This window comes from Streptomyces sp. NPDC055254 (assembly GCF_053606025.1).
In genome coordinates, this window is sequence record NZ_JBSGQV010000003.1 from 293,432 (window position 1) to 320,161 (window position 26,730).

Below are 26,730 nucleotides of genomic sequence, written 5' to 3' on the forward strand. Positions count from 1 at the left end.
GGACACCCGGCCCCCGCCCAGCCCTGCCGAACCAGACTTCCACGGAGAGACCCATCCCATGACCGAGACCCGCACCATCCGCTGGGAACAGGACGAGACCGGCGTCGTCACCCTCGTCCTCGACGACCCCGACCAGTCGGCCAACACGATGAACCAGGCCTTCAAGGACTCCATCGAAGCCGTCGCGGACCGCGCCGAAGCCGAGAAGGACTCCATCCGGGGCATCGTCTTCACCTCCGCCAAGAAGACCTTCTTCGCGGGCGGCGACCTCAAGGACATGATCCGGCTGCGCCCCGAGCACGCGCAGCTCGCCTTCGACACCGGCACCGCCATCAAGCGCTCCCTGCGCCGCATCGAGACCCTGGGCAAGCCCGTCGTCGCCGCCATCAACGGCGCCGCGCTGGGCGGGGGTTACGAGATCGCCCTCGCCTGCCACCACCGCGTCGCCCTCGACGCGCCCGGCTCCAAGATCGGCCTGCCCGAGGTCACCCTCGGCCTGCTCCCCGCCGCCGGCGGCGTCACCCGCACCGTGCGCCTCATGGGCATCGCCGACGCGCTGCTCAAGGTCCTCCTCCAGGGCACCCAGTACGACCCCCGGCGCGCCCAGGAGAACGGCCTGGTCGACGAAGTGGCCGCCACCCCGGAGGAGATGCTCGCCAAGGCGCGCGCCTTCATCGACGCCCACCCCGAGTCCCAGCAGCCCTGGGACGTACCCGGCTACAAGATCCCGGGCGGTACGCCGTCCCATCCGCGGTTCGCCGCCAACCTCCCCGCCTTCCCGGCCAACTTGAAGAAGCAGCTGAACGGAGCCCCCTACCCGGCGCCCCGCAACATCCTGGCCTGCGCCGTCGAGGGCTCGCAGGTGGACTTCGAGACCGCGCTGACCATCGAGGCCCGCTACTTCACCGAGCTGGTCACCGGCCAGACCGCCAAGAACATGATCCAGGCGTTCTTCTTCGACCTCCAGGCCGTCAACGCGGGCCGCAGCCGCCCCCGGGGCATCGCCGCGCGCCCGGTCCGCAAGGTCGCCGTGCTGGGCGCGGGCATGATGGGCGCGGGCATCGCGTACTCCTGCGCCCGCGCGGGCATCGAGGTGGTGCTGAAGGACGTCACCGCCGAGGCCGCGGCCAAGGGCAAGGCGTACTCGCAGAAGCTGCTGGACAAGGCCGTCTCCCGCGGCCGTACGACCGAGGCCCAGCGCGCCGAGCTGCTCGCCCGGATCACGCCGACCGCCGACCCGGCGGACCTCGCGGGCTGCGACGCCGTCATCGAGGCCGTCTTCGAGGACACCGCCCTCAAGCACAAGGTGTTCCAGGAGATCCAGGACGTCATCGCCCCCGACGCGCTCCTGTGCTCCAACACCTCGACCCTGCCGATCTCCGGTCTCGCGGAAGGGGTGAAGCGGCCCGCCGACTTCATCGGCCTGCACTTCTTCTCGCCGGTCGACAAGATGCCGCTGGTCGAGATCATCAAGGGCGCCGGGACCGGCGACGAGGCCATCGCCCGCGCCTTCGACCTCGTCCGCCAGATCAACAAGACCCCGATCGTGGTCAACGACTCGCGCGGGTTCTTCACCTCGCGCGTCATCGGCCAGTTCATCAACGAGGGCGTGGCCATGGTCGGCGAGGGCGCCGAGCCCGCCTCCGTGGAACAGGCCGCCGCCCAGGCCGGCTACCCGGCCAAGGTGCTCTCCCTGATGGACGAGCTGACCCTCACCCTCCCGCGCAAGATCCGCAACGAGACCCGCAAGGCCTTCGAGGCCGAGGGCCGGGAGTGGACCGAGCACCCCGCCGACACCGTCATCGACCGGATGGTGGACGAGTTCGACCGCCCCGGGCGCAGCGGCGGGGCGGGCTTCTACGAGTACGACGAGAGCGGGCAGCGCACCCGCATCTGGCCGGGCCTGCGCGAGCACTTCGCCAAGCCGGGACACGAGATCCCCTTCGAGGACATGAAGGAGCGGATGCTCTTCTCCGAGGCGCTCGACACCGTCCGCTGCCTCGACGAGGGCGTCCTCACCTCGATCGCCGACGCGAACATCGGCTCCATCATGGGCATCGGCTTCCCGGCCTGGACCGGCGGTGTGATCCAGTACATCAACGGCTACGAGGGCGGCCTGCCGGGCTTCGTGGCCCGCGCCCGCGAGCTCGCGCAGACGTACGGCGAGCGCTTCATCCCGCCCGCCTCGCTCGTGGCCAAGGCCGAGCGCGGCGAGACCTTCACCGACTAGTCCCGCGTACGGGAAAGGTCCGTCGGTCCCGCCCCGCGGGCCGGCGGACCTTTCCCACGGCCCGCCGGGCGGGCCGCGGCCGGTCGCGCTGCCGCACCTGCCGGCTACGCCCCGTCCTCCCCGGAGACGAAGGCCGCCCGCAGTTCCTCGCGCAGCGACCGCTGGAAGGCCGTCACCAGCGCCTGCACCACCATCGGCTGCATGTGCGCGGACAGCGCCTTCATCGACTCCACCCGCTCCGGATCGCTCTCGCCCTCGGTGAACGGCCCCCACACCTCGTCCCGGAACAGCGCGGTCAGCTCGTGCGCCGCCGACCTGGTGTGCTCCACCAGCACCTTCCGGGCCGCCAGGATCGTCTCGTGCGCGATCGGCACGTCGAGCAGCGCCACCCCCAGGCGCAGCAGACCCACGTCCACCCGGAACATCTCTCCCGCGGGCGCGACCACGTTCATCGCCGTCAGCCGCCGGACATCGGTGTCGGTCAGGGACCGGCCCGCCCGCTTCTCCAGCTCCGCCCGCGCCACCTCCTGCGCCGCGTCCGGCGCCCAACTGGCCACCATCGCACGGTGGATCGCCAGGTCGTGCGCGCTCAGGTCGTCGGGCAGCGCGTCCAGGTAGCGCTCGATGGCCGACAGGGTCATGCCCTGGTGCTGCAACTCCTCGATGAGGGCCAGCCGGGACAGGTGCTCCGGGCCGTAGTGCCCCACCCGACGCGGTCCGATCACGGGAGGGGGCAAAATCCCGCGCGTGCTGTAGAACCGTACGGTGCGGACGGTGACGCCCGCCCGGGTCGCCAGCTCGTCGACGGTGAGCATCGGCTCGGGTGCCTGGTCGGCCATCGTCTGCGCCTCGCTCTCTGCTCCACAGCTCGGGTTCAACAGTATTGCTGTCGCACCAACGATGTGAAACGGCCAGGAGCTGCCCATGCCCACGAACCTGCGACTGCCCGGACGACCCGAAGACCTCACCCTGCCCGCCCTGCTGGCCCGCAACGCCGCCGAGTACGGGGAGCTGCCCGCCCTCTCGTGGCGCACCGGCCCCGAGGCCGGCCGGTGGAGGACCCTCAGCTGGAGCGAGGTCCGCCGCCAGGTCGCCGTCCTCGCCGCCGGCTACGCCTCCCTCGGCGTCGAGCGCGGCGAACACGTGCTGCTGATGATGTCCAACCGCCCGGAGCACTGGCTCAGCGACCTCGCCCTCGTCCACCTCGGCGCCGTCCCCGTCACCGTGTACGGGACCTCCGCGCCGGAGCAGATATCCCACATCGCCCGCCACAGCCGGGCCCGCACCGCCGTGGTCGAGGGCGCCCGCGAACTCGCCCGGTGGGAACCGCTGCTGGCCGACCCGGGCGTACCGCTGGAGCGGCTGGTGGTGGCCGAGGCGGCCGAGGCCGGGACGCACCCCACGTACGAATCCCTGTACGCCGGCGGCGCCCGGCAGCACAGCGCGGACTCCTTCGAGAAGGCCTGGCGCGAGATCCGCCCCGAGGACCCGCTGACCGTCGTCTACACCTCGGGCACCACCGGCGACCCCAAGGGCGTGCGGCTGACCCACCGCAACCTGATGCTCCAGGCGGTCCGTCTCGACCGGCACGTCGAACTGCCCGAGCACGCCGAGCACATCTGCTACCTCCCCTTCGCGCACATCGCGGAGCGGGTCCTGGGCATCTACCTGCCCATGCTGCGCGCCGCACACGTCCGGCTGTGCGCGGACCCCACCGCCGTCGCCGGGGTGGTCCGCGAGCTGCACCCGGTGCAGTTCTTCGGCGTGCCCCGGGTGTGGGAGAAGCTCGCCGCCGGGGTCAAGGCGGTCCTGGCGCGGCTGCCGCGGGAGCAGCGCGAGGCCATCGAGGCGGCCAACGACCTGGCCCGCGCCCTGACGGGCCACCGGGAGCGCGGCGAGCAGGTCCCGGCGGAGCTCGAAGCCTCGTACGCCCGCGCGAAGGAGCAGGTGCTCGACCCGCTGCTGGGCCTCGCCGGCCTGGACCGGCTGGTGTGGACGGCCAGTGCCACCGCTCCGATGCCGATCGACGTGGTCCGCTTCTGGGCCGGCTGGGGCATCACCGTCATGGACGCCTGGGGGCTCACCGAGACCGCGGGCGTGTGCACGGTCAACAGCCCCGGCGCCTTCCGGCTCGGCTCGGTGGGCCGCCCGATCGAGGGGCTGGAGATCTGCCTCGCGCCCGACGGGGAGATCCTCACCCGGGGCGCCACCGTCTTCGGCGGCTATCTTCGGGACGACGGGTCGGTGGAGAGCGCCGCCGACGCGCAGGGCTGGTTCCCCACCGGGGACGTCGGCCGGCTCGACGAGGACGGGTTCCTCTGGCTGACCGACCGCAAGAAGGAACTGATCATCACGTCGAACGGCAAGAACGTCTCCCCGACGCTGGTGGAGAACACGGTCAAGGAGCACCCGCTGATCGGCCAGGCGCTGGTGCACGGCGACGGCCGGTCCTACCTCGTGGCGCTGCTGGTCCTCGACCCCGAGCTGGCCCCCGTGTGGGCCGCCGCCCGGGGCATCGGGGCCGGCTCCCCGGCCGAGCTCGCCGAGGATCCCGCCGTGCGCGCCGAGGTGGCCCGCGCGGTCGAGGCGGCGAACGCCCGGCTGAACCGCACCGAGCAGATCAAGCGGTACCGGCTGCTGACCGAGGAGTGGGGCCCCCGAAGCGGGGAGCTCACCCCGTCGCTCAAACTGCGGCGCCGCGTGGTCCGCGAGAAGTACGGGTCGATGATCGACGGGCTGTACGAGGAACCGTACGAAGCCCCCTGATCCCGCACGCCCCGGTCCGGCGGGCGCACCCGCCGCCGGACCGGGCCGGACGCCACCTCCGGCGGGCGGTCAGCGTCCGATGACCGGGTAGTGGTCGGAGAGGTTGGTGTAGGTGTAGGAAGTGCCCCAGCTGGAGACGGTCCAGGGTGCGGAGGCCTCCTTGACCACGTGGTTCTCCCAGCCCGCCGGGCGGGCGTGGCCCTTGCGGTGGAGGACGTAGTCCAGGTCCTCGCGCGGGTCCGTCGGGTAGCGGTAGTTCGCGATCGAGTTCAGCGCGGTGTCGAAGGAGTACGGGTGGCCCGTGCGGGTGTCGGAGCCGGCCAGGTCGGCGTCCGCGAGCATCGAGGCGTACTCGGGGGTGCGCGAGTCGACGTTCAGGTCACCGGCCACGATGACCTGCTCGTTCGCCGGGATGTTCTTGCCGTCCAGGAAGCCGTCGATGGTCCGGAACTGGCGGGCGCGCATCTGCGCGGCCTCGCCCGGGCCGCAGCCGGGGTCGGTGGACTGGGCGTGGGTGCCGACCACGTGCACCCTGGCGCCGTTCACGTTCAGCACCGCGTACGCGAAGCCCTTGTTGGACCACCAGTCGGCGCCGCAGGCGTCCTTGAAGACGACCTGCTCCTTGCGGACGATCGGCCACTTGCTCAGGATCGTCACGCCGCCGTCCTCCGGGGTGGTGGAGGAGTACGCGCCGCCCGTGGCGTCCCAGCCGCTCCTGCCCCGGCCGACGACCGGGGTCTGGTAGGGGTACTGCGAGGCCGAGTCGGCCTTGAGCGTGTCGGAGGTGCCGTTGTCGAAGGCCTCCTGGAGCACGACGACGTCGTGTCCCTGGTAGTACGGCGCCCGGGCGATCTGCGCCGCGCGGTGGTCCTGGCCCCAGTTCGGGTAGAGGTTCTTGCTCATCAGGAACACGTTGTACGACAGGACGCTGAGCCGGGGCGCGGCGGACTCCGCCGCCGTGGCGGTGGGAGCGGTGGTGGCGGCCAGCGCGCCGGCGGCTATCGCCGCGACGACCGCGGCGGCGGCCCGGGGACGGCGGTGCGTGGTGAGCAGCATGAGGTCTCCATCGTTCCTGCGGGGAAGAGCGGGGGAAGATCGGCTCCGTCATCCAAGCAGCCGCGGTTACCTCTGGGTAACACCCGTGACAAGACTTTCTGGCCGGAAGGCGGCGGGGCGGGTGCGGCGGCGGAAACGGAGCTGATCAGTCCTGCGACGCGGCGCGCGGGGAGGGGGCGGGACCGCCCCGGCGCGAGGCCCGCGAGCGCCGTCATACTGGAAGGACGGCGAGGTCGACACCCCGGGAGCGCATTCATGAGCACGACGGACCACCCGGTGCAGGACCCCGGGGGGCGGCCGGCGCCGGCGCGGACCCGCGCGGCGGGCGATCGCCGGTCCGATCCGCAACCGCCCCCGCCCGGCGGGGTGCTGTGGACCATCGCCGGCGACGTCCGGGCGCTCCTGATGCTGCCCGCCGCCTTCACCATGCAGGTCGCGCACCCCGCGATCGCCGCCGGTGTCGACGAGTACTCCGTCTTCCGCACCGACCCGTGGGGACGCGGCGAGCGCTCGCTGCGCTCCGTACAGCTGTGGGTCTACGGCGGCGAGCACGCCGCCGAGGAGGGCCGCCGCGTACGCCGCCTGCACAAGGACATCCACGGGACCGACACCCGGGGCCGGCGCTACCACTCCCTCGACCCCGCCTGCTACGCGTGGGTGCACGCGACCGGCTTCCCGGTCTACCTGTACGCCGGGCGGTACCTGCTGCGCCGCTTCACCCCCGCCCAGGAGCGGCAGCTCTACCGGGAGTGGCTCCAGGTGGGCCGGATCCTAGGCCTCCACGACCGGGACATGCCGCAGAGCATCGAGGAGTACTGGACGTACTGGGGCCGGATGCTGGCCGAGGAGATCGGGCCCACGAAGGTCGCCCGCGAGCTGGTCGCCACCGACGTGCCGCTGCCCCGCCCCGAGGGCGGTCCGGTGGCCGTACGGCTGCTGGTGCGGCTGGCCTGGCCGGCGCTGAGGGCGGCGTTCCTGCGGCTGCGGGCCTTCGTCAGCGTCGGGTACATGCCGCCCGAGGCGCGCGCCGCGATCGGTCTGGAGTGGAGCCCCGCCCAGGAGCGCCGGCTCCGGCGGTTCAGCGCGGCGGTGCGGATCGCCGTACCGCTGCTGCCCGAGCGGCTGCGGTACCTGCCGATGGCGCGGGCGGCGCGAGCCCGATGGCGCGCCGCCGCCCGCTGACGGCACTCAGTGGTCGTGGATCGCGTTCGTCTCCGCGATCTTCTTCCACGACTTCGGCTCGACCGCCGGCGCGGCCGGGAGCGAGCGGGCCGAGGGCTGCTGCTTCGCCGCCCGGTCTGCGGCCGCCGGGTTCAGCGCCGAGGCCTCCGGCTTGCCCGGGGTGTACAGCCAGGTCTCGAACAGTTGGGCCAGGGGCTTGTGGGAGACCTTCTCCGCGTAGCGGACGAAGTCGCCGACCTCGGCGTTGCCGTGGGCCCGCTCGGTCGGCCAGCCCTTGAGGATCTGGAAGAACTTCTCGTCGCCGACCTCGTTGCGCAGCGCCTGCACGGCGATCGCGCCGCGGTCGTAGACGGCCCCGTGGAACTGGTTCTCCGGACCGGGGTCGCCCGGCTTGACCTGCCAGAACGGGTCCTCGGCCGGGCGGACGGAGTACGCCCAGTCGGCCAGCTCCTGCGCCGTTCCCTCACCCTCCTTCTCCGACCACAGCCACTGGCTGTAGCGGGCGAAGCCCTCGTTGATCCAGATGTCCTTCCAGCTCTCGATGGACACGCTGTCGCCGTACCACTGGTGGGCCAGCTCGTGCACGACCACCGACACGTTGGCGCCGTTCTGGAACTGCCGGGGCCCGTAGAACGGGCGCGTCTGGGTCTCCAGCGCGAAGCCGGCGCTCACGTTCGGCACGTAGCCGCCCAGCGCGTTGAAGGGGTACGGCCCGAAGAGGCCCTCCAGCCACTCCGCGACCTCACCGGTCCGCTCCACGCTCGCGCGCGCCGCGCCCGCGTTGTCGCCGAGGTCCTTGCTGTAGGCGTTGAGGATGGGCAGCCCGCTCGCCGTCTTGTCGGTGGTGATGTCGAACTTGCCGACGGCGAGGGTGGCCAGGTAGGTGGCCTGCGGCTTGTTCGACCGCCAGTTGTACCGGGTCCAGCCGAGCCGGGAGGTCTGCGACTGGAGCACGCCGTTGCTGATGGCCTGGGTGCCGTCGGGCACGTTCACGGACACGTCGAAGGTGGCCTTGTCGAGCGGATGGTCGTTGCTCGGGAACCACCAGATCGCCGAGTCGGGCTCCTGCGCCGCCACACCGCCGTCGGGCGTGCGGTGCCAGGCCGTCCAGCCGTCCACCTTCAGCTCGGAGGGCTTCCCGGCGTACTTGACGACCACGGTGAGCGGGGTGTTGCGCGCCAGCGGCTTGGCCGGGGTGACCTCCAGCTCCTGCGTGCCGGAGGCAGTGAACGTCGCCTTGACGCCGTTCACCCGGACCTCGCTGACCTGGAGGCCGAAGTCCAGGTTGAACCGGGACAGGTCCTGCTTGGCGGTGGCGAGGAGGGTGGCGGTGCCTTCGAGCAGGTCCGTCTTCGGCTGGTACCGCAGGCGCAGGTCGTAGTGCGAAACGTCGTATCCGCCGTTGCCGCTGGCCGGGTAGTAGGGATCGCCGATACCCGGGGCTCCCGGGCCGTAACTCGCCGCCGACGCCGGGATCACCAGCAGCAGGGAGGCGGCGAGCACGCTCGGGGCGATGACTTTGCGGTGCACGAAGGGCTCCAAGTGGTAGGGGAGACACATCGGTTCACGGTCTCGTCGTTCGACCGTATTCACCCTTGGCGTCCCACGTCATGTCCATGGCCCCGCCTGTCACACGATCGCCATCCGGACGCAAGAGAATCACCCGCCGGGACGCCTCGTCACACCCCTCCCACCTGCGCATCCGGCCAGCTCCGGCCCCGTACGCACCCCGTCCCCGCCGCGCCCGGGTCGCCCCCGGCGCCACGCGCACGGCGCGAAAGTCGTCCTGATGCCGCCGTACGCCGGGGGTGCCGTGCTCGGCGGGGACGCCGCTGTCCGACATACCGAGTAGTCGGTATCCTGCCGGCATGACGCTTCCCCGCCTCGCCGCCCGGCACTGCTGGCACGGTGCGATCAACCCCCTGCACTCCACGGTCTACTTCTCCCCGGACACCGCGAAGGAGTTCGCCGCCCTCGGGATCACCGATCCGGTCGCGGTCAATCTCGCGAGCCGCTCCGCCGCCCTGGGCGCGGTCACGGCCGGCACGGTCACCGCCACCTTCTACAACTACGCGCACCGGCACATCGCCGCGTACCTGCCCGCCGTCTGGGACGTCGCCACCCCCGCGCAGGTCCTCGCCGCCCGGCTGCGGGCCGCCGACGCCACCCTGCGCCGCCTGCTCGGCGCCGAGACCATCGAGTCGCCCGAGCTCGCCGAAGCCGCCGACCTGGCCCTACGCGCGGCCGAGGGCTGTACCCGGCACGCCCGCCCGCTGTACTCGGCCCACGCCGACCTCCCCGTCCCCGAGGTTGCGCACCTGCGCCTGTGGCACGCCACCACGCTGCTGCGCGAACACCGCGGCGACGGCCACCTCGCCGCCCTCCTCGCCGCCGGCCTGGACCCGGTCGAGGCCCTCGTCAGCCACACCGCGACCGGCAAGGGCATGTCCCCGAAGTGGACCAGGGCCACCCGGGGCTGGCAGCAGTCCGACCTGGAGGCCGCGGCCCAGCGGCTGCGCGGGCGCGGCGTGCTCGACGCCGACGGCGCGCTGACCGAGGAGGGCGCCGCCCTGCGCGAGCGGCTGGAGGCCGAGACCGACCGCCTCGACGCCGCCCCCTACGAGCACCTCGGCGCGGCGGGAGTGGCCCGCCTCGCCGAGCTCGGCGGCGCCGTCGTGGTGAAGGCCGTGACCGCGGGAGCCTTCCCGGCCGACCTGCGCGGCAGGGCCTGAGGCCCGTTCCGGGCAGGGCTCCCCGCGTCCGCCACCGCCACCTGCCACACTTGGCAGCCTTCCAGTGCAAACGAAGGCAGGCGGGACCCGATCGTGACGACGTCCATCGAAGGCAGGATCGCCGAGGAGCTCGGCGTACGGGAGCGGCAGGTCAAGGCCGCCGTGGAACTCCTCGACGGCGGCTCCACCGTGCCGTTCATCGCGCGCTACCGCAAGGAAGCGACCGAGATGCTCGACGACGCCCAGCTGCGCACCCTGGAGGAGCGGCTGCGCTACCTGCGGGAGCTGGAGGACCGGCGCGCGGCGATCCTGGACTCCGTACGGGAGCAGGGCAAGCTCGACGCCGAGCTGGAGGCGCGGATCAACGGGGCCGACACCAAGGCCCGGCTGGAGGACATCTACCTCCCCTTCAAGCCCAAGCGGCGCACCAAGGCGCAGATCGCCCGCGAGGCCGGCCTGGGGGCGCTGGCCGAGGCGCTGCTCGCCGACCCGTCGGTCGAACCGGCCGCCCTGGAGGGGGCCCGGGCCGTTCTCACCGAGCGGTTCGCCGAGGACGCCGACCTGATCGGCGAGCTGCGCGAACGCATGTGGAGCCGGGGCCGGCTCGCCGCGAAGGTCCGCGAGGGCAAGGAGGAGGCGGGCGCCAAGTTCGCCGACTACTTCGACTTCGCGGAGCCGTTCACCGACCTGCCCTCGCACCGCGTCCTCGCCATGCTGCGCGGCGAGAAGGAAGAGGTCCTCGACCTCACCCTGGAGCCGGAGGACCGCGACGACGCGGCGACCCCCGGCCCGTCCACGTACGAGGGCACGATCGCCCGCCGTTTCGGCATCGCAGCCCCCTCGGAACGCGGCCGCCCCGGGGACAAGTGGCTGGCCGACACGGTCCGCTGGGCCTGGCGCACGAAGATCCAGGTGCACCTCGGCATCGACCTGCGCACCCGGCTGCGCCAGGCGGCGGAGGACGAGGCCGTACGGGTCTTCGCCTCGAACCTGCGCGACCTGCTGCTCGCGGCGCCCGCCGGCACCCGGGCCACCCTCGGCCTGGACCCGGGCTTCCGCACCGGCGTCAAGGTCGCGGTCGTGGACGCCACCGGCAAGGTCGTGGCCACGGACGTGATCCACCCGCACGTGCCCGCCAACAAGTGGGACGAGTCCCTCGCGAAGCTGGCCCGCCTCGCCCGGGAGCACGCGGTCGAGCTGGTCGCCATCGGCAACGGCACGGCCTCCCGCGAGACCGACCGGCTCGCCGCCGACCTCATCACCCGCCACCCCGAGCTGAACCTCACCAAGGTGATGGTCTCCGAGGCCGGCGCCTCCGTGTACTCGGCCTCCGCCTTCGCCTCGCAGGAACTCCCCGGCATGGACGTGTCCTTGCGCGGAGCCGTCTCCATCGCACGCCGCCTCCAGGACCCCCTCGCCGAGCTGGTCAAGATCGACCCCAAGTCGATCGGCGTCGGCCAGTACCAGCACGACCTGTCCGAGGTGAAGCTCTCGCGCTCGCTCGACGCCGTGGTCGAGGACTGCGTGAACGGCGTCGGCGTGGACGTCAACACCGCCTCCGCACCGCTGCTCTCGCGGGTGTCGGGCATCAGCGGCGGGCTCGCCGAGAACATCGTGGCCCACCGCGACGCCAACGGCCCCTTCCGCAGCCGCAAGGGGCTCAAGGACGTGGCCCGGCTGGGTCCGAAGGCGTACGAGCAGTGCGCGGGCTTCCTGCGCATCCGCGGCGGGGACGACCCGCTGGACTCCTCGGCCGTGCACCCCGAGGCCTACCCGCTGGTCCGGGCCATGGGCAAGACGGCCGGCGGCGAGGTGGCGGCCCTGATCGGCAACACCGGGGTGCTGCGCTCGCTGCGGCCCGAGCAGTTCGTCACCGAGTCCTTCGGGCTTCCCACCGTCACGGACATCCTGCGCGAGCTGGAGAAGCCGGGCCGCGACCCGCGTCCCGCCTTCAAGACCGCGACCTTCAAGGAGGGCGTGGAGAAGATCGGCGACCTCGCCCCGGGGATGGTCCTGGAGGGCGTGGTCACCAACGTGGCCGCCTTCGGCGCCTTCATCGACATCGGCGTCCACCAGGACGGGTTGGCCCACGTCTCGGCGCTGTCGAAGACCTTCGTCAAGGACCCGCGCGACGTCGTCAAGCCGGGCGACATCGTCCGCGTCAAGGTCATGGACGTGGACATCCCGCGCAAGCGGATCTCACTGACCCTGCGGCTGGAGGACGAGGTCGGGGCGGAGCGCTCCGGCGGCGCTCCCCGGCAGCGGGAGGACCGCCAGGAGCGGCGCGGCGCCGGTGGCCGTCCGCCGCAGCAGCGCGCCGGCGGGGGCGGCGGCGGCCGCGAGGGCGCCCCGGCGCAGGGCGGCCAGGGCCAGGCGGGCGGCCCGGGCGGCCGACGGTCCCAGGGCCAGGCCCAGGGCCAGGGCCAGGCCCAGGCCCAGGCCCAGGGCCAGCGCGGCGGCAGCGGCCAGCGGCCGGCCGGCGGCGGCGCGCCGGCCCCGGCCAACAGCGCGATGGCGGACGCCCTGCGGCGCGCGGGCCTGACCGGCAAGGAGGAGCGCCGCAAGCGGTAGGGACGGCTTGGGGCGGCGGGCGGCGAGGCGTGTCGGTCACCGCCCGGGAGGGAGCCTTGCAGCCACCTCGTGTGCGAGTTCCTTCGAACGGGATGGCCGAATAGGTACCCCACATGGGGACATACCTTGCCAACTCCCGTACAAGATCTGTAGGCATGGTGGAACGCCCGTTCGTCACCCGGCGGACGGGCTTCCGCGTTTCCCCTCAGGACCGCATTCCCCGAGGCCGCCTTGAAGGCACAGGACGCCATGCCCATGCCCCCCCACGCCTACCGACGCTGCCCGCGAAAGGGTCCGAAGAGGGATCACATGCCCCACCCGCAACTCAGCCTGCGCAAGAGGTGCGAGAAGATTCTCGGCCATCTGGATCTGTCTCATCCCTTCTCCCTGGAAGCGCTCTGCAACCGAATAGCGCAGCAGCGCGGCCGCCCCATCCGCCTGCACCCGCTCCCCAAGGAAGCGGCGGAGTCCGGAGTCTGCGGGCTGTGGGTGGGGACCGCCAGCGTGGACTACGTCTTCTACGAGGCGCAGACGACCCCGCTGCACCGCGAGCACATCGTGCTCCACGAGCTCGGCCACATCCTCTTCGGCCACCACGCGCTGGAGGGGGAGGAGACCGACGGCGCCCCGGTGGTGCTCGGGCGCACCAACTACACCACCCGCCAGGAGCAGGAGGCGGAAATGCTCGCCAGCATGATCCGCATCCGCACGGCGAACAGCGCCCCCCAGTCGGCCGCCCCGCCCGGCGGCACCCTGGCACGGCTGGAGTCCGCCATGGGCTACGAGCGGGTCGGCCATGGCAGCTGACCTGGCCGCCCTCGGCAACTGGCTCGCCGTGCCGAGCGTCGTGTGCCTGTGGATCGCCGTCCTGCTCCGCGCCCCCGGAGCCCTGCGTTCCCCGCAGCAGCGCGGGCTGTGGCTCGCCGTGGCCACGGCCGCCGCGGCGATGACGCTGAACCTCCCCGCCGTCGTCACCTACGCCATGCGCGACCCCGGCCACTCCCATGCCGTCGGCCTCGTCCGCAACCTCATCGGCGTGCTGTCGGCGGGCGCCGTGCTCTACTTCGTGGCCGCCGCCGCCGGCGGCCGCCGGCTCCAGCTCGCCTCCTGGAGCGCCACGGCGGGATGGCTGGCCGCGCTCCTCGCCCTCGACGCGGCCGCCCCCGAGCACGGCACGCACACCATGCCACCGGTCGGCGCCCCGGTCCCCTCCCTCGCGTACTGGCTCGTGCTGATCTCCGCCCACGTCATCGCCAACACCGTCTGCGTGTACGTGTGCTGGCGCTACAGCAGGCGCAGCGACAGCCCGGGGCTGGCCACCGGACTGCGCCTGTTCGGCCTCGGCACCGCTCTGGCCGGCCTGTTCTGGCTCGTCTACCTGCTCAAGGCCCTCTTCGGCAGCACCTGGGCGATGCCCGCGCTGCCGCTGCTGATGAACCTGCACGGCCTGCTGCGCGCCGCCGCGATCCTGGTGCCGACCCTGTGCTCCTACCGCCGCACCGCCGCCGACATCACCACCGCCTGGCGCCTGTGGCCGCTCTGGCGCGACCTGGTGCAGGCCGTCCCGCACGTGGCGCTCAACAAGCCGCGCGCCGGCCGGGTGGTGGAGCTGCTGTGGCCACCGGTCCCGCGCAACCTGCTCGTGTACCGCAAGGTCATCGAGACGCGCGACGCGATCCTGATCCTGGGCGAGTACGTGGCCCCGGGCGATCTGGCGCTCGCCCGCACCCGGCTGGCGGGCACCGGGATGCCCGAGGAGCACCGCACCGCCGCCGCCCTGGCCCGCGTACTCAAAGAGGCACGCCGGGCGAAGCTCGCCGGGCGGCCCGGGAACCCGGGGGCCAAAACGCTGGAACTGCCCGCCGCCATCCAGACCTCGCAGGAGGGCGGGGACCTGGAGGACGAGGCCCGCTTCCTCGTGGAGGTCGCCCGGGCGTACGCCGCGCCGGGCGCCGATGCGGCCCCGGCCGCAGCCCGCTCGTGAACCGTCAGCAGCACGCACCGCCAGTCGCACGAGGAAGTGACCCCTCTTGACCACCGTACTGATCACCGGGGCCAGTGCCGGACTGGGCGAGGCCTTCGCCCGGGGCTTCGCCGCCAAGGGCTGCGACCTGGTCCTCGTCGCCCGCGCCAAGGACCGGCTGGCCGCCGTGGCCGAGCGGCTCGGCCGGGAGTTCGGCGTGCGCGCCGAGGTGCTGCCCGCCGACCTGCTGGACGCCGCCGACCTCGCCGCCGTCGCCGGGCGCCTCGCCGACCGGGACCGGCCCGTCGACGTCCTGGTCAACAACGCCGGCTTCGGGCTGCCCGCGCCCTTCCCGTACAACCCCGTCGAGGACGAGGAGCGGATGCTCGACCTGCTGGTGAAGGTACCGCTCCGGCTCACCCACGCCGTCCTGCCGGGGCTGCGCGAGCGCCGGCGGGGCGCCGTCCTCAACGTCTCCTCCGTGGCCGGTCTGCTGCCGACCGGGACGTACGGCGCCGCCAAGGCCTGGGTCACCGCGTTCAGCGAGTCGCTGCGGGTGGACATGGCGCCGTACGGGGTCCGGGTGCTGGCGGTGGTCCCCGGTTTCACCCGCACCGAGTTCCAGGAGCGCGCGGGGATGGACGTCAGCGCGCTGCGCGACGCGGTGTGGCTGGAGCCGGACGACGTGGTCGAGCGGGCCCTGCGCGACCTCGCCCTGCGCCGCCCGGTCAGTGTCACGGGCCTGCGCTACCGGGCCTATGCCCTGGCCGCCCGCCATCTGCCCCGCACCTTCGTGGCGCGCAGGATGGCCCGCAGGCGCCGCCCCCCGGCGGACCTCGACCGAGGCCCGGGGCCGGGTCCCCGGCCCGGCGGCGCCGCTACAGCTCGGTGACCTTGCCGTCCTCGACCCGCAGGCGCCGGGTGACCTGGACGGCTTCCAGCATGCGGCGGTCGTGGGTGACCAGCAGCAGGGTGCCCTCGTACGCCTCCAGGGCGGACTCCAACTGCTCGATCGCCGGCAGGTCGAGGTGGTTGGTGGGCTCGTCCAGCACCAGCAGGTTCACCCCCCGGCCCTGGAGCAGCGCCAGGGCCGCCCGGGTGCGCTCGCCGGGGGAGAGGGTGGCGGCCGGGCGCAGTACGTGGGCCGCCTTGAGGCCGAACTTGGCGAGCAGCGTGCGGACTTCGGCCGGCTCGGTGTCCGGGACCGCCGCGCAGAAGGCCTCCAGCAGCGGTTCGTCGCCGAGGAACAGGCCCCGGGCCTGGTCCACCTCGCCGATCAGCACGCCGGAGCCGAGGACGGCCGAGCCGGAGTCGGGAGCCACCCGGCCCAGCAGGACCGCGAGGAGGGTGGACTTGCCGGCGCCGTTCGCGCCGGTGATCGCCACCCGGTCGGCCCAGTCGATCTGCAGGCTGGCCGGGCCGAAGGCGAAGTCCCCGCGCCGGACGGCCGCCTCGCGCAGGGTGGCGACCACCGAGCCCGAGCGCGGGGCCGTCGCGATCTCCATCCGCAGCTCCCACTCCTTGCGGGGCTCGTCGACGACGTCCAGGCGCTCGATCGCCCGCTGCGTCTGACGCGCCTTGGCCGCCTGCTTCTCGCTGGACTCGCCGCGCAGGTTCTTGCCGATCTTGTCGTTGTCGCTCGCCTTCCGCCGGGCGTTGCGCACGCCCTTGTCCATCCAGTTGCGCTGCATCTGAGCCCGGCCCTCCAGGGCGGTCTTCTTGTCCGCGTACTCCTCGAACTCCTCGCGGGCGTGGTTGCGCGAGCGCTCGCGCTCCTCCAGGTAGGCGTCGTAGCCGCCGCCGTAGAGGTTGATCTGCTGCTGGGCCAGGTCGAGTTCGAGGACCTTGGTGACCGTCCGGGCGAGGAACTCGCGGTCGTGGCTGATCACGACCGTGCCCGCGCGCAGCCCCGTCACGAACCGCTCCAGGCGCTCCAGGCCGTCCAGGTCCAGGTCGTTGGTGGGCTCGTCGAGCAGGAAGACGTCGTAGCGGGAGAGCAGGAGCGAGGCCAGGCCGGCGCGGGCGGCCTGGCCGCCGGACAGGGCCGTCATCGGCAGGTCGAGCCCGATGGAGAGGCCGAGGTCGGCGGCCACCTCCTCCGCGCGCTCGTCGAGGTCTGCGCCGCCGAGGTCCAGCCACCGGTCCAGCGCGGTCGCGTACGCGTCGTCCGAGCCGGGCACCCCGTCGACCAGGCCCTGCGTCGCGGTGTCCAGCTCCGCCTGCGCGGCGGCCACGCCGGTGCGCCGGGCCAGGAAGTCCCGTACGGACTCGCCCGCGCGCCGCTCCGGTTCCTGGGGGAGGTGGCCGACGGCGGCGGTGGGCGGGGAGAGCCTCAGCTCGCCGGTCTCGGGGGTGTCCAGGCCGGCGAGCAGCCGCAGCAGGGTGGACTTCCCGGCGCCGTTGACGCCGACGAGACCGATGACGTCACCGGGCGCGACGACGAGGTCGAGATCGGCGAAGAGGGTGCGCTCGCCGTGCGCGGCGGTGAGCTTCTTGGCGACGAGAGTGGCAGTCATGATATGTCGATCCTATCCGCGCGCCGACCGTGTTCCGGATGGCGGGACAGGTGGGAAGCGCCTCATCGCGGACACGGGGCCCGGCATCACGGCATGAGTGCGTCCCGTCGCGGAACGTGCCCGTCCTGCGCGGCGGGTGTGCGCAGCCCGGACGCGACGGGGCCGGTGGAGGTGCTCGCCGCGGCTCCGGGGCACGGACCCGCCGCGCCGGCGGCGGTTCGCCCGGTCAGTCCCGCGGCGTCCACGTGAACGACGGGGCGCGGCGCTCCAGGAACGCGGCGACACCCTCCATGGTGTCGCCGCTCCCGGCCGCCTGGTCCGCCCAGTGGGCGTCCCGGTCCGTGCGGCCGTCCGCGAACTCCTTGGCGGCCGCCTGAGTGAGCTGCGAGCGCGCGGCGAGGACCCCGGTGAACTCGGCGATCCGCTTGTCGAGCTGCCCGGCCGCTACCAGCTCGTTCAGGAACCCGGCCCGCAGCGCCTGGTCCGCGTCGATCAACTCCGCCGAGAAGAGCAGGTACTTGGCCCAGGCGGGCCCCACCAGCGCGGCCAGCCGTCGGGTGGAGGAGGCCGGGTAGACGATGCCGAGCCGCGCCGGGGTCACCCCGAAGGAGGAGCCCTCCTCCGCGAAGCGCAGGTCGCAGGCGGCCGCCAACTGGCTGCCGCCGCCCACGCAGAATCCGCGGATCGCCGCCAGCGTGGGCTTCGGGAAGGCGGCCAGCGCGTCCTCGGCGGCCACGGCCAGGGCCTGCGGGTCCTCGTCGCCGGTCAGCGAGGAGATGTCGGCCCCGGCGCAGAAGGTGGTACCGGCCCCGGTCAGGACGAGGACCCGTACCGCGGGGTCGGCCGCCAGGCCCGCCAGCAGGTCCGGCAGGGCCCGCCACATCGCCGCCGTCATGGCGTTGCGCTTTGCGGGGTGCGCGATGACGACGGTGGCCACTCCGCTCGCGACCGAGTGCCGCAGGGCCGCCTCCGGCGCCACGTCCCGAGCTGTTTCCCTGGCTGCGTCCATGCGGCGGATGCTATCCCGGGCCGGCGAACCCGAGATCAAGGGAGTCCCGGAGGGCGGCTGCTCCTGGCTCGCCGCCCTCGGCACGGCCGAGAAGAGGCAGGTGGAAGATCAGGAACAGTCGAACAACTGACTCTGTCATACGCCCGTGGTCAGAAAGCGTCCGAATGACGCTGATTTCTGGTCAGAGGTCCGGCCCGGACCGGCGTCGTCCCCACTCTTGACGCGTGGAGACGATCGAGCGTGAAGACGGGGGACTGAAGATGGATGTCAGCGGGAGTGTCCCGCCAGCCAGGGAGGATGCGCCGGAGGCCCCGGCCGACCCCCTCGCGGCGTACGAGGGAGTGTGGCGGTTCACCGCTCCCGCCGTAGAAGAATCCGTTCCCCAGGCCCGCCGGGCGGTCCGGGACCTGCTCGGGCGCCAGGGGGTGCCGGCCCACCAGGACCTGGTGTACTCCCTGCTCCTGATCGTCTCCGAACTGGTGACGAACTCCGTCCGGCACGCCGCCGTGCTGTCGCCGGAGGTCGCGGTCGAGGTGGCCATCGGTCGGGAGTGGGTACGGGTGGCCGTCGAGGACAACCACCCGTACCGGCCCAAGGCGCTGGAGGCCGATTTCGCCCAGACCGGCGGACGGGGCCTGCTTCTGGTGCGGGAGGTCACGCTGGAGGCCGGCGGGGTGTGCGACGTCGAGCACACCTCGACCGGCGGCAAAGTCATCTGGGCGGCCCTGCCCCTGGGCGTGCCCGCCCCCGGCCCCACCACCTGAGCGGCCCCGCCCGGACGGGCGTCCTGCGGCTACCAGCCCGCGGCGTCACCGGTCAGCTCGCGGATCGCGGGCCGCGCCGCGTCGAGCACGGTCATGAACCAGGCCGAGAACGGTGCTTCGGCGTGCCGCTCCGCCAGCTCCGCGGCGGTGACGAAGGCGGTGTCGCCGACTTCCTCCGGGTCGGGCCGCAGCGCCGCCTGCGCGAGTCCCACGAACAGGTGGTTGAACTCCTGCTCCACCAGACCCGACGCGGGGTCGGGGTGGTTGTAGCGGACCGTCCCGGCCTGCGCGAGCAGCGAGGGGGACAGCCCCAGCTCCTCGTGGGTGCGCCGGGCCGCCGCGGCGAACGGTGACTCCCCGGGGTACGGGTGGCCGCAACACGTGTTCGACCAGACGCCGGGGGAGTGGTACTTCCCGAGCGCCCGCCGCTGGAGGAGCAGCCGGCCCTGCTCGTCGAAGAGGAAGACGGAGAACGCCCGGTGCAGCTGTCCCGGCGCCTGGTGGGCCGAGAGTTTCTCCGCCGTGCCGATGGTGTTGCCGGACTCGTCGACCAGTTCGAGCATGATCGGTTCTTGGGTCCCGGTGCCGTTGGACGCGCTCTTCGCGGCGGTGGCTGGTGTGGTCGGCATACCCATCCTTCGCTTCGGACTTCGGCCCTCAGTCTGCCGTACAAAAGCGGCTTGTCCCCACTTCGGCGATCCACGCATGTCCGCCCCCGCCGCGTGGTAAACGGGGGCGGACATGCGTGGAGCAGGTGTCAGACGCCGAAGGGAGCCGGGTACGCGATGGTGCCCGCCGGGACCGGAACGGAATCGTCCAGCACCAGCGCCATCATGGCCTCGTCGGGGACTTCGAAGGGCGCCCGGATCCCGAAGTGCGACGCCGGTACGAAACCGAAGCGCGCGTAGTACTCCGGGTGCCCCAGCACGAGGACCAGCGGCTCGCCGCGGTCACGGGCGGCCGCGAGCAGCGCCCGGACGACCGAGCTGCCCGCGCCCGAGCGCTGGATTGCGGGGTCGGCGGCTACCGGCGCGAGGGCCAGCGCCCGCGCCCCGTCGACGGCGCACGCGCTGAGCAGGGCGTGCGCCGCCACCGAGCCGTCCGGCCCCTCGGCCACGTACGACAGCCCCGGCAGCCAGGCGTCGTCCACCCGCAGCGCGTCGACGAGGTCCGCCTCCAGCGGGGTCTCGAAGGCCGCCAGGTTGACGGCGCGGACGGCCGCCACGTCGGCCGGGGCCTCCGGCCGGGCCGGCCAGGCGGCGCCGTCCCCGGCGGTCACCGGGCGCAGCACGTACCCGGTGTACCCGTACTCGTGGCCGTGCCGGGACCGTACGTCGAGCTCCTCGCGGGTGGCGGCCAGCACGGCCGCCGTCGCCGCGGTCCCGTCGCCGGGGTGGTCCCTGACCCGCTCGGCGAGCGGGCCGTAGTACTCCGCCCAGTCGGCGTCGGGCAGGTGGTGCACGCCGAGCACCCGGTACCCGGCCGCCTGGGCGGCCGCGAGGTTGCGGGCGGTGGTGCGCAGCGGGTAGTGGGCGTCCCAGAAGGCGCGCGCGCCGGCGGACGGCTCCCCGGTGGTCCACTGGCACTCGGTCAGCACGAGCGTGCCGCCGGGGGCGAGCAGCCGCTTCCACCGCGCGAGCGCGGTGTCGAAGCCGATGACGTAGGCGGAGCCCTCCGCCCAGACGAGGTCGAAGGAGCCGCCCTCGAAGGGGAGGGCGCCCATGTCCGCCCGGAGGGGGTGGACGCGGTCGGTGAGCCCGCGGGCCGCGGCGGCCTCGCGCAGCTCGTCGAGGAAACCGTCGTAGAGGTCGACGGCGGTGACGTCGGCTCCCCGGGCGCCCGCTTCGGCGGCGAGGAGCAGCGCGCTGCGGCCGGGTCCGCAGCCCAGGTCGAGGACGCGCGGCCGCTCGGGCAGCGGTCCGCACAGGGACAGCAGGTGCCGGGTGGACGCGTCGGAGCCGGGGGCCTGCCGGGGCAGGCCCCCGGTGCAGGGTGAGGAACGCCTCCCAGAAGGAGCCGTCGTCGGCGTCGGAGAGATCGGTGGAGCGGGTGGTGTCGGTCAACGTGAACCCTTGAGCAGGGGGCTCCGGCCGACGGGGCCGATCAGCGGTGTGCGATCAGGCCCGGCCGGAAGCCCGGAAGGAAGTGGGGACGTGCCGGAGTTCGCAGCGCATGGCCGCGACCTTGACGACGGTCATCAACCCCACCTCTTTCTCGCTCGATCGTCTCGCCCGGCCTTCTCGCCGGGGTCGTCTTCTGCCGTTCCGTACGCGATGACGAAACTCGTACGCGATGACGAAGCTCGTACGCGCAGGCGATCACCCTAGCACCGGCACCGTGTGTGGTACCTCGGTGTGATCGCCGATGATGATCACACCCCCGGCCCCGGGCCCGGCGTTCATCGGCTGATCGGGGCGTAAACGGGTGGTGAACCCCTGCTTCCATTCATCCGATAGCCTCTGCCGACGTGCCGCCGCCCCATCAGGCGCCCGTCCGGAATTCGTCACGAGGAGTGAGTTCGTCTGCCGACCGTCATCCTTACCGGCCTGCCGGTCCCCGGATCACCCCTCGCGGACGACCTGCGCTCCCTGGGCTTCCACGTCCGTTACGCCACCGGTCCGGCCGAGACGGCCACCGCCCTGGCCGCCGTCCCCGCCGACCAGCGGGTGGCCGTCGTGGACAGTGCGTTCGTGGGGCACGTGCACGCGCTGCGCCTCGCCCTGACCGACCCGCGCTTCGACGCCTGCGCCGTCACCGGCGCCCTGGCCGTCCGGCCCGGCGCCCGGGCCGCCCTTGACGCCGCCGTGGGCGCGCGCGGCCACGCGTGGACGGCCGGAGCGGGCACCGGCGCACCGGCGTACGCGCCCTCCGAGCCGTACCCGGCCCCGGACCCGTACCCGTCCGACGACCCGTACCCCCGCACCGAAGCCGGCCCGGACGCCGTCCCCTACGCGGACCGCCTCGCCGAGGCCGTCGAGGCCGCCGGGACCCCGGTCCAGCGCCCCGAGCTCGGCACGCTCGTGGCCGAGGTCCCCGTCACCGCCGCCGACCGCCGGGCGGCGACCGCCGCCGTCGCCGCCGTGGACGACGAGGCCGTACGGCTGCGGACCGCCGTGAAGTCCCGCGACGGGTTCTTCACCACCTTCTGCATCAGCCCGTACTCGCGCTACATCGCCCGCTGGTGCGCCCGCCGGGGCCTGACACCGAACCAGGTCACCACCGCCTCCCTGGTCACGGCACTGATCGCGGCCGGCTGCGCCGCCACCGGCGACCGCTGGGGCTACGTGGCGGCCGGGGTGCTGCTCCTGGTCTCCTTCGTCCTGGACTGCACCGACGGGCAGCTGGCCCGCTACTCGCTCCAGTACTCAACGATGGGCGCCTGGCTCGACGCGACCTTCGACCGCGCGAAGGAGTACTCCTTCTACGCGGGCCTCGCGCTCGGTGCGGCCAGGAACGGCGACGACGTCTGGGCCCTCGCGGTCGGCGCCATGATCCTGATGACCTGCCGCCACGTCGTCGACTTCTCCTTCAACGAGGCCAACCACGACGCCACCGCCAACACGAGCCCCACGGCGGCCCTCTCCGACAGGCTCGACAGCGTCGGATGGACCGTCTGGCTCCGGCGGATGATCATCCTCCCGATCGGGGAGCGGTGGGCGATGATCGCGGTGCTGACCGCCGTCACCACGCCCCGGATCGTCTTCTACGCCCTGCTCGCCGGCTGCGCCTTCGGCGCCCTCTACACCACCGCCGGCCGGGTCCTGCGCTCGCTGACCCGCCGGGCCACCCGTACCGACCGGGCGGCCCAGGCCCTCGCCGACCTCGCCGACTCGGGCCCCCTGGCCGAGCTCCAGGTCCGGCTGCTGCGCGGCCGGGCCGGTTCCTACGGGTCGGTCTACGTCGCCGCCCTGGGCACGCTGCTGCTGATCGGCGCCGCCCTGTACCTGCCGTTCGGCGACGGTCGCCTGATCGCCGTCGCGGTGATCTACGTCATGGCCGCGGGCCTGGCCGTCGCCGCTCCCCTCAAGGGCGCCCTCGACTGGCTCGTCCCGCCGCTCTTCCGGGCCGCCGAGTACACCACCGTGCTGGTCCTCGCGGCCAAGGCGGACGTCCCCGGGGCCCTTCCGGCGGCATTCGGCCTGATCGCGGCGGTCGCCTACCATCACTACGACACGGTGTACCGCATTCGCGGCGGCACCGGCGCGCCCCCGCACTGGCTGGTGCGGACGATCGGCGGCCACGAGGGCCGGGTCCTGCTGACCACGGTGCTGGCCGCCGTCCTCGTCACGCGCGTCGCGGACTTCCCCGTCGCGCTCACGGCCCTGGCCGTGTTCGTGGCACTCGTGGTGCTCGTGGAGAGCATCCGGTTCTGGGTCTCCTCCGGGGCACCCGCCGTACATGACGAAGGAGAACCAGCATGATCGGCCTTGTACTCGCTGCCGGTGCCGGACGCCGTCTGCGTCCCTACACCGACACCCTGCCCAAGGCCCTCGTGCCCGTCGGCCCCGAGGGCCAGGAGGAGAGCCTCACGGTCCTCGACCTGACCCTGGGCAACTTCGCCGAGGTCGGCCTCACCGAGGTCGCCGTCGTCGTCGGCTACCGCAAGGAGGCCGTCTACGAGCGCCGCGAGGCGCTGGAGGCCAAGTACGGCGTCAAGATCACGCTGATCGACAACGACAAGGCCGAGGAGTGGAACAACGCCTACTCCCTGTGGTGCGCGCGTGAGGTCCTCAAGCAGGGTGTGATCCTCGCCAACGGCGACACCGTCCACCCGGTCTCCGTCGAGAAGACGCTGCTCGCCGCCCGCGGCGACGGCAAGAAGATCATCCTCGCCCTCGACACGGTCAAGAGCCTGGCCGACGAGGAGATGAAGGTCGTCACCGCCGACGGTGCGGGCGTGCGGAAGATCACCAAGCTGATGGACCCGGCCGACGCCACCGGCGAGTACATCGGCGTCACGCTCATCGAGCCGGACGCCGCCGAGCAGCTGGCCGAGGCGCTGAGGACCACCTTCGAGCGCGACCCCGACCTCTACTACGAGGACGGCTACCAGCAGCTCGTCAACGACGGGTTCACCATCGACGTAGCCCCCATCGGCGACGTCAAGTGGGTCGAGATCGACAACCACGACGACCTCGCCAAGGGCCGGACGATCGCATGCCAGTACTGACGAGGCTCATCCCCTCGCCCGTCGTCGTCGACATCAGCCGCGGGGCGATGGACGACCTGGCCGGCCTCCTGGCCGACCAGCGGATCTCCGCGTCCGGCAAGCTGGCGATCGCGATCAGCGGCGGCTCCGGCGTGGCCCTGCGCGCCAAGCTGGAGCCCGTGCTGCCGCACGCCGACTGGTACGCCGTCGTCGACGGCACCATCGACTCCGCGGTCAAGCTGGCCGACGACATAAAGGGCCGCCGCTACGACGCCGTCGTAGGCCTGGGCGGCGGCAAGATCATCGACGTGGCGAAGTACGCCGCCGCGCGGGTCGGGCTGCCCATGGTGGCCGTCGCCACCAACCTCTCGCACGACGGCATCTGCTCGCCGGTGTCCATCCTGGACAACGACAACGGCCGGGGCTCCTACGGGGTCCCGACCCCGATCGCCATGGTGATCGACCTCGACGTGATCAAGGACGCGCCGGTGCGGTTCATCCGCGCCGGCATCGGCGACGCGATCTCCAACATCTCGGCGATCGCCGACTGGGAGCTCTCGCACGAGATCACCGGCGAGCCCGTCGACGGCCTGGCCGCGGCCATGGCCCGTACCGCGGGCGAGTCCGTACTGCGCCACCCCGGCGGATGCGGCGACGACGCCTTCCTCACCGTGCTCTCCGAGGCCCTCGTCCTCTCCGGCATCGCCATGTCGATCAGCGGGGACTCCCGCCCCTCGTCCGGCGCCTGCCACGAGATCAGCCACGCCTTCGACCTGCTCTACCCGGGGCGCTCCGCGCTCCACGGCGAGCAGGTCGGCATCGGCGCCGCCTTCGCGATGCACCTGCGCGGGGCGGCCGAGACGGCCGGCCTCTTCACGCAGGTACTGCGCAGGCACGCCCTGCCCGTGCTGCCCGAGGAGATCGGGTTCAGCGTGGACGAGTTCGTCACCGCCGTCGAGTACGCCCCCCAGACCCGCCCGGGACGATTCACGATCCTGGAGCACCTCAACCTGTCCGCAGCCGAGATCAGGGACGCTTACGCCGACTATGCCAAGACCATCCGTAGCTGAACTCCGGCCCGTCGTGCACCCGGCGGGCGTGAAGGACCGGCGCAGCGGCGAGCACTGGGGCGGGCGCCTCTACATGCGCGAGATCTCCCTGCGCATCACCCGCTACCTGGTCACCACCAAGGTCACGCCGAACCAGCTGACCTACGTGATGACCCTGGCCGGCGTCCTCGCCGCCCCGGCCCTGCTGGTGCCGGGCATCTGGGGCGCCGTGCTGGGCGTCGTGGCGGTCCAGCTGTACCTGCTGCTCGACTGCGTCGACGGCGAGGTCGCCCGCTGGAAGCAGCAGTTCTCCCTCTCCGGGGTGTACCTGGACCGGGTCGGCGCCTACCTGTGCGACGCGGCGGTCCTGGTCGGCTTCGGCCTGCGCGCCGCGGACCTGTGGGGCAGCGGGCGCATCGACTGGCTGTGGGCCTTCCTCGGCACCCTCGCCGCGCTCGGCGCGATCCTGATCAAGGCCGAGACCGACCTCGTCGGCGTGGCCCGGCACCAGGTCGGCAAGCCTCCGGTCCAGGAAGCGGCCGCCGAGCCGCGGGCGCGGGGCATGGCGCTGGCGCGCCGCGCCGCCTCCGCGCTGAAGTTCCACCGGCTGGTCCTCGGTATCGAGGCCTCGCTGCTCATCCTGGTGCTGGCGGTCCTGGACCAGATGCGGGGCGACCTGTACTTCTCCCGGCTGGGTGTCGCCGTTCTGGCGGGCATCGCCCTGCTCCAGACCGTGCTGCACCTGGTGTCGGTCCTCGCCTCCAGCAGGCTCAAGTGACCGCGCCGATGCGGCTGGGCGCCGTGATCATCACCATGGGCAACCGCCCCGACGAACTCAAGGCGCTCATCGACTCGGTCGCCCGGCAGGACGGCGACCCCGTCGAGGTCGTCGTCGTGGGCCAGGGCGTGGCGGTCAGCGGGATGCCGGGGCTGCCGCCGGGCGTCCGTACGGTCGACCTGCCGGAGAACCTGGGCATCCCGGGCGGCCGCAACGTCGGCATCGAGGCCTTCGGCCCCGGTGGCAGCGAGGTGGACGTCCTGCTCTTCCTGGACGACGACGGGCTGCTGGAGCGCACCGACACCGCCGAGTTGTGCCGGCAGGCCTTCACCGAGGACCCCCGGCTGGGCATCATCAGCTTCCGGATCGCCGATCCGCAGACCGGTGAGACCCAGCGCCGGCACGTGCCCCGGCTGCGTGCCTCGGACCCGATGCGCTCTTCCCGCGTGACCACCTTCCTGGGCGGCGCGAACGCCGTCCGGACCTCGGTGTTCGAGCAGGTCGGTGGTCTGCCCGGGGAGTTCTTCTACGCCCACGAGGAGACCGACCTGGCCTGGCGCGCCCTCGACGCGGGGTGGCTGATCGACTACAGGGCGGACATGGTGCTGCTGCACCCGACGACCTCCCCCTCCCGGCACGCCGTCTACCACCGTATGGTGGCCCGTAACCGGGTATGGCTCGCCCGCCGAAACCTGCCCGCCCCGCTGGTCCCGGTCTACCTGGGCGTCTGGCTCCTGCTGACGCTCGTACGCAAGCCGTCGGCGCCCGCGCTCAAGGCCTGGTTCGGCGGTTTCAGGGAGGGATGGACCACTTCCTGCGGACCCCGGCGGCCGATGAGGTGGCGGACCGTCTGGCGGTTGACCCGGCTGGGCCGACCACCTGTCATCTGACACCTCCGTGTCTGCGACCATGGCGCGGTCACGGGCCTCGCACCACCAGCCCGATCCCCTTCCTGCCGCATCTTG

General features: G+C 72.9%; 21 protein-coding genes and 1 pseudogene. 15 read left to right on the top strand and 7 right to left on the bottom strand.

Annotated elements, in window-relative coordinates; genetic code table 11:
- Positions 1-58: 58 nt before the first annotated feature.
- A complete protein-coding gene (locus tag ACWFQ8_RS05340; RefSeq protein WP_453784839.1) occupies positions 59-2,230 on the top strand; it encodes a 3-hydroxyacyl-CoA dehydrogenase NAD-binding domain-containing protein in 2,172 nt (723 codons plus the stop codon).
- 104 nt (positions 2,231-2,334) lie between these two features.
- Here the strand turns inward: ACWFQ8_RS05340 and ACWFQ8_RS05345 are convergent, their stop codons facing one another.
- Complete coding sequence (locus ACWFQ8_RS05345; protein WP_453784840.1) at positions 2,335-3,069, bottom strand: MerR family transcriptional regulator; 735 nt, start codon at positions 3,067-3,069, stop codon at positions 2,335-2,337.
- Between the two features lie 85 nt (positions 3,070-3,154).
- Here ACWFQ8_RS05345 and ACWFQ8_RS05350 point away from each other — a divergent pair, with 85 nt between their 5' ends.
- A complete protein-coding gene (locus tag ACWFQ8_RS05350; protein ID WP_453784841.1) occupies positions 3,155-4,996 on the top strand; it encodes an AMP-dependent synthetase/ligase in 1,842 nt (613 codons plus the stop codon).
- A 69-nt stretch (positions 4,997-5,065) separates the two neighbouring features.
- Here ACWFQ8_RS05350 and sph read toward each other — a convergent pair whose 3' ends face one another.
- The gene (gene sph / locus ACWFQ8_RS05355) at positions 5,066-6,052 is read right to left on the bottom strand and encodes a sphingomyelin phosphodiesterase (protein ID WP_453784842.1); all 987 of its coding nucleotides are present in this window, start codon (positions 6,050-6,052) and stop codon (positions 5,066-5,068) included.
- Positions 6,053-6,307: 255 nt separating this feature from the next.
- Here sph and ACWFQ8_RS05360 point away from each other — a divergent pair, with 255 nt between their 5' ends.
- Positions 6,308-7,234 carry an oxygenase MpaB family protein gene (locus tag ACWFQ8_RS05360; RefSeq protein ID WP_453784843.1) on the top strand — a complete coding sequence of 309 codons (927 nt, stop codon included), beginning with the start codon at positions 6,308-6,310 and terminating at the stop codon, positions 7,232-7,234.
- A gap of 6 nt (positions 7,235-7,240) precedes the next feature.
- Here the strand turns inward: ACWFQ8_RS05360 and ACWFQ8_RS05365 are convergent, their stop codons facing one another.
- Entirely contained in the window at positions 7,241-8,764 is a 1,524-nt protein-coding gene (locus ACWFQ8_RS05365) for a M1 family metallopeptidase (protein ID WP_453784884.1), read from the bottom strand.
- 338 nt (positions 8,765-9,102) lie between these two features.
- Between ACWFQ8_RS05365 and ACWFQ8_RS05370 the strand changes: the two genes are divergently transcribed.
- The 5 genes from ACWFQ8_RS05370 to ACWFQ8_RS05390 all read left to right on the top strand — a co-directional run bounded on the left by ACWFQ8_RS05370 (position 9,103) and on the right by ACWFQ8_RS05390 (position 15,392).
- Complete coding sequence (locus ACWFQ8_RS05370) at positions 9,103-9,966, top strand: SCO6745 family protein (RefSeq protein WP_453784844.1); 864 nt, start codon at positions 9,103-9,105, stop codon at positions 9,964-9,966.
- 93 nt (positions 9,967-10,059) lie between these two features.
- Positions 10,060-12,537: a Tex family protein gene (locus ACWFQ8_RS05375; RefSeq protein ID WP_453784845.1), complete on the top strand. Its 2,478-nt coding sequence runs from the start codon at positions 10,060-10,062 to the stop codon at positions 12,535-12,537.
- A 309-nt stretch (positions 12,538-12,846) separates the two neighbouring features.
- Entirely contained in the window at positions 12,847-13,344 is a 498-nt protein-coding gene (locus tag ACWFQ8_RS05380) for a hypothetical protein (RefSeq protein WP_453784846.1), read from the top strand.
- Positions 13,334-14,521, top strand: coding sequence for an MAB_1171c family putative transporter (locus tag ACWFQ8_RS05385; protein ID WP_453784847.1), 1,188 nt, complete (start codon positions 13,334-13,336; stop codon positions 14,519-14,521). Before ACWFQ8_RS05380 ends, ACWFQ8_RS05385 begins: the two co-directional genes overlap by 11 nt.
- A 46-nt stretch (positions 14,522-14,567) precedes the next feature.
- Positions 14,568-15,392 carry an SDR family NAD(P)-dependent oxidoreductase gene (locus ACWFQ8_RS05390; protein WP_453784848.1) on the top strand — a complete coding sequence of 275 codons (825 nt, stop codon included), beginning with the start codon at positions 14,568-14,570 and terminating at the stop codon, positions 15,390-15,392.
- Here the strand turns inward: ACWFQ8_RS05390 and ACWFQ8_RS05395 are convergent.
- Entirely contained in the window at positions 15,379-17,016 is a 1,638-nt protein-coding gene (locus ACWFQ8_RS05395) for an ABC-F family ATP-binding cassette domain-containing protein (RefSeq protein WP_453784849.1), read from the bottom strand. The genes ACWFQ8_RS05390 and ACWFQ8_RS05395 overlap by 14 nt on opposite strands.
- A 226-nt stretch (positions 17,017-17,242) precedes the next feature.
- Positions 17,243-18,025 (bottom strand): enoyl-CoA hydratase/isomerase family protein, encoded by a 783-nt coding sequence (locus ACWFQ8_RS05400; protein ID WP_453784850.1) that lies wholly within the window; start codon positions 18,023-18,025, stop codon positions 17,243-17,245.
- Between ACWFQ8_RS05400 and ACWFQ8_RS05405 the strand changes: the two genes are divergently transcribed.
- Positions 18,024-18,155 carry a hypothetical protein gene (locus ACWFQ8_RS05405; protein ID WP_453784851.1) on the top strand — a complete coding sequence of 44 codons (132 nt, stop codon included), beginning with the start codon at positions 18,024-18,026 and terminating at the stop codon, positions 18,153-18,155. The genes ACWFQ8_RS05400 and ACWFQ8_RS05405 overlap by 2 nt on opposite strands.
- Positions 18,156-18,285: 130 nt before the next feature.
- Positions 18,286-18,789, top strand: a complete 504-nt coding sequence (locus ACWFQ8_RS05410) for an ATP-binding protein (protein WP_453784885.1) — start codon at positions 18,286-18,288, stop codon at positions 18,787-18,789.
- Positions 18,790-18,818: 29 nt separating this feature from the next.
- On the opposite strand, the gene idi is transcribed toward ACWFQ8_RS05410, so the two are convergent.
- Entirely contained in the window at positions 18,819-19,418 is a 600-nt protein-coding gene (idi, locus tag ACWFQ8_RS05415) for an isopentenyl-diphosphate Delta-isomerase (protein WP_453784852.1), read from the bottom strand.
- A 128-nt stretch (positions 19,419-19,546) separates the two neighbouring features.
- Positions 19,547-20,780 (bottom strand): annotated as a pseudogene (locus ACWFQ8_RS05420) (methyltransferase domain-containing protein).
- Between the two features lie 531 nt (positions 20,781-21,311).
- Between ACWFQ8_RS05420 and ACWFQ8_RS05425 the strand changes: the two are divergent.
- The 5 genes from ACWFQ8_RS05425 to ACWFQ8_RS05445 are packed head-to-tail and all read left to right on the top strand — an operon-like array spanning position 21,312 to position 26,655.
- The gene (locus ACWFQ8_RS05425; RefSeq protein WP_453784886.1) at positions 21,312-23,210 is read left to right on the top strand and encodes a DUF5941 domain-containing protein; all 1,899 of its coding nucleotides are present in this window, start codon (positions 21,312-21,314) and stop codon (positions 23,208-23,210) included.
- Entirely contained in the window at positions 23,207-23,959 is a 753-nt protein-coding gene (locus ACWFQ8_RS05430; RefSeq protein ID WP_453784853.1) for a phosphocholine cytidylyltransferase family protein, read from the top strand. Before ACWFQ8_RS05425 ends, ACWFQ8_RS05430 begins: the two co-directional genes overlap by 4 nt.
- Entirely contained in the window at positions 23,947-25,008 is a 1,062-nt protein-coding gene (locus ACWFQ8_RS05435; protein ID WP_453784854.1) for an iron-containing alcohol dehydrogenase family protein, read from the top strand. The genes ACWFQ8_RS05430 and ACWFQ8_RS05435 overlap by 13 nt, the downstream gene beginning before the upstream one ends.
- Positions 24,986-25,765, top strand: coding sequence for a CDP-alcohol phosphatidyltransferase family protein (locus tag ACWFQ8_RS05440; protein WP_453784855.1), 780 nt, complete (start codon positions 24,986-24,988; stop codon positions 25,763-25,765). The genes ACWFQ8_RS05435 and ACWFQ8_RS05440 overlap by 23 nt, the downstream gene beginning before the upstream one ends.
- Positions 25,766-25,773: 8 nt before the next feature.
- Positions 25,774-26,655 carry a glycosyltransferase family 2 protein gene (locus tag ACWFQ8_RS05445; protein WP_453784887.1) on the top strand — a complete coding sequence of 294 codons (882 nt, stop codon included), beginning with the start codon at positions 25,774-25,776 and terminating at the stop codon, positions 26,653-26,655.
- The last annotated feature ends 75 nt before the right edge of the window (positions 26,656-26,730 follow it).

Bases quoted from the DNA above. Each gene is read 5' to 3' on its own strand.
- ACWFQ8_RS05370 (WP_453784844.1), top strand. From the start codon at position 9,103: ATGACGCTTCCCCGCCTCGCCGCCCGGCACTGCTGGCACGGTGCGATC.
- ACWFQ8_RS05430 (WP_453784853.1), top strand. From the start codon at position 23,207: ATGATCGGCCTTGTACTCGCTGCCGGTGCCGGACGCCGTCTGCGTCCC.
- ACWFQ8_RS05340 (WP_453784839.1), top strand. From the start codon at position 59: ATGACCGAGACCCGCACCATCCGCTGGGAACAGGACGAGACCGGCGTC.
- ACWFQ8_RS05405 (WP_453784851.1), top strand. From the start codon at position 18,024: ATGCGGCGGATGCTATCCCGGGCCGGCGAACCCGAGATCAAGGGAGTC.
- ACWFQ8_RS05345 (WP_453784840.1), bottom strand. From the start codon at position 3,069: ATGGCCGACCAGGCACCCGAGCCGATGCTCACCGTCGACGAGCTGGCG.
- ACWFQ8_RS05410 (WP_453784885.1), top strand. From the start codon at position 18,286: ATGGATGTCAGCGGGAGTGTCCCGCCAGCCAGGGAGGATGCGCCGGAG.
- ACWFQ8_RS05360 (WP_453784843.1), top strand. From the start codon at position 6,308: ATGAGCACGACGGACCACCCGGTGCAGGACCCCGGGGGGCGGCCGGCG.
- ACWFQ8_RS05385 (WP_453784847.1), top strand. From the start codon at position 13,334: ATGGCAGCTGACCTGGCCGCCCTCGGCAACTGGCTCGCCGTGCCGAGC.
- ACWFQ8_RS05380 (WP_453784846.1), top strand. From the start codon at position 12,847: ATGCCCCACCCGCAACTCAGCCTGCGCAAGAGGTGCGAGAAGATTCTC.
- ACWFQ8_RS05435 (WP_453784854.1), top strand. From the start codon at position 23,947: ATGCCAGTACTGACGAGGCTCATCCCCTCGCCCGTCGTCGTCGACATC.
- ACWFQ8_RS05350 (WP_453784841.1), top strand. From the start codon at position 3,155: ATGCCCACGAACCTGCGACTGCCCGGACGACCCGAAGACCTCACCCTG.
- ACWFQ8_RS05395 (WP_453784849.1), bottom strand. From the start codon at position 17,016: ATGACTGCCACTCTCGTCGCCAAGAAGCTCACCGCCGCGCACGGCGAG.
- idi (WP_453784852.1), bottom strand. From the start codon at position 19,418: ATGCCGACCACACCAGCCACCGCCGCGAAGAGCGCGTCCAACGGCACC.
- sph (WP_453784842.1), bottom strand. From the start codon at position 6,052: ATGCTGCTCACCACGCACCGCCGTCCCCGGGCCGCCGCCGCGGTCGTC.
- ACWFQ8_RS05440 (WP_453784855.1), top strand. From the start codon at position 24,986: ATGCCAAGACCATCCGTAGCTGAACTCCGGCCCGTCGTGCACCCGGCG.
- ACWFQ8_RS05400 (WP_453784850.1), bottom strand. From the start codon at position 18,025: ATGGACGCAGCCAGGGAAACAGCTCGGGACGTGGCGCCGGAGGCGGCC.
- ACWFQ8_RS05445 (WP_453784887.1), top strand. From the start codon at position 25,774: ATGCGGCTGGGCGCCGTGATCATCACCATGGGCAACCGCCCCGACGAA.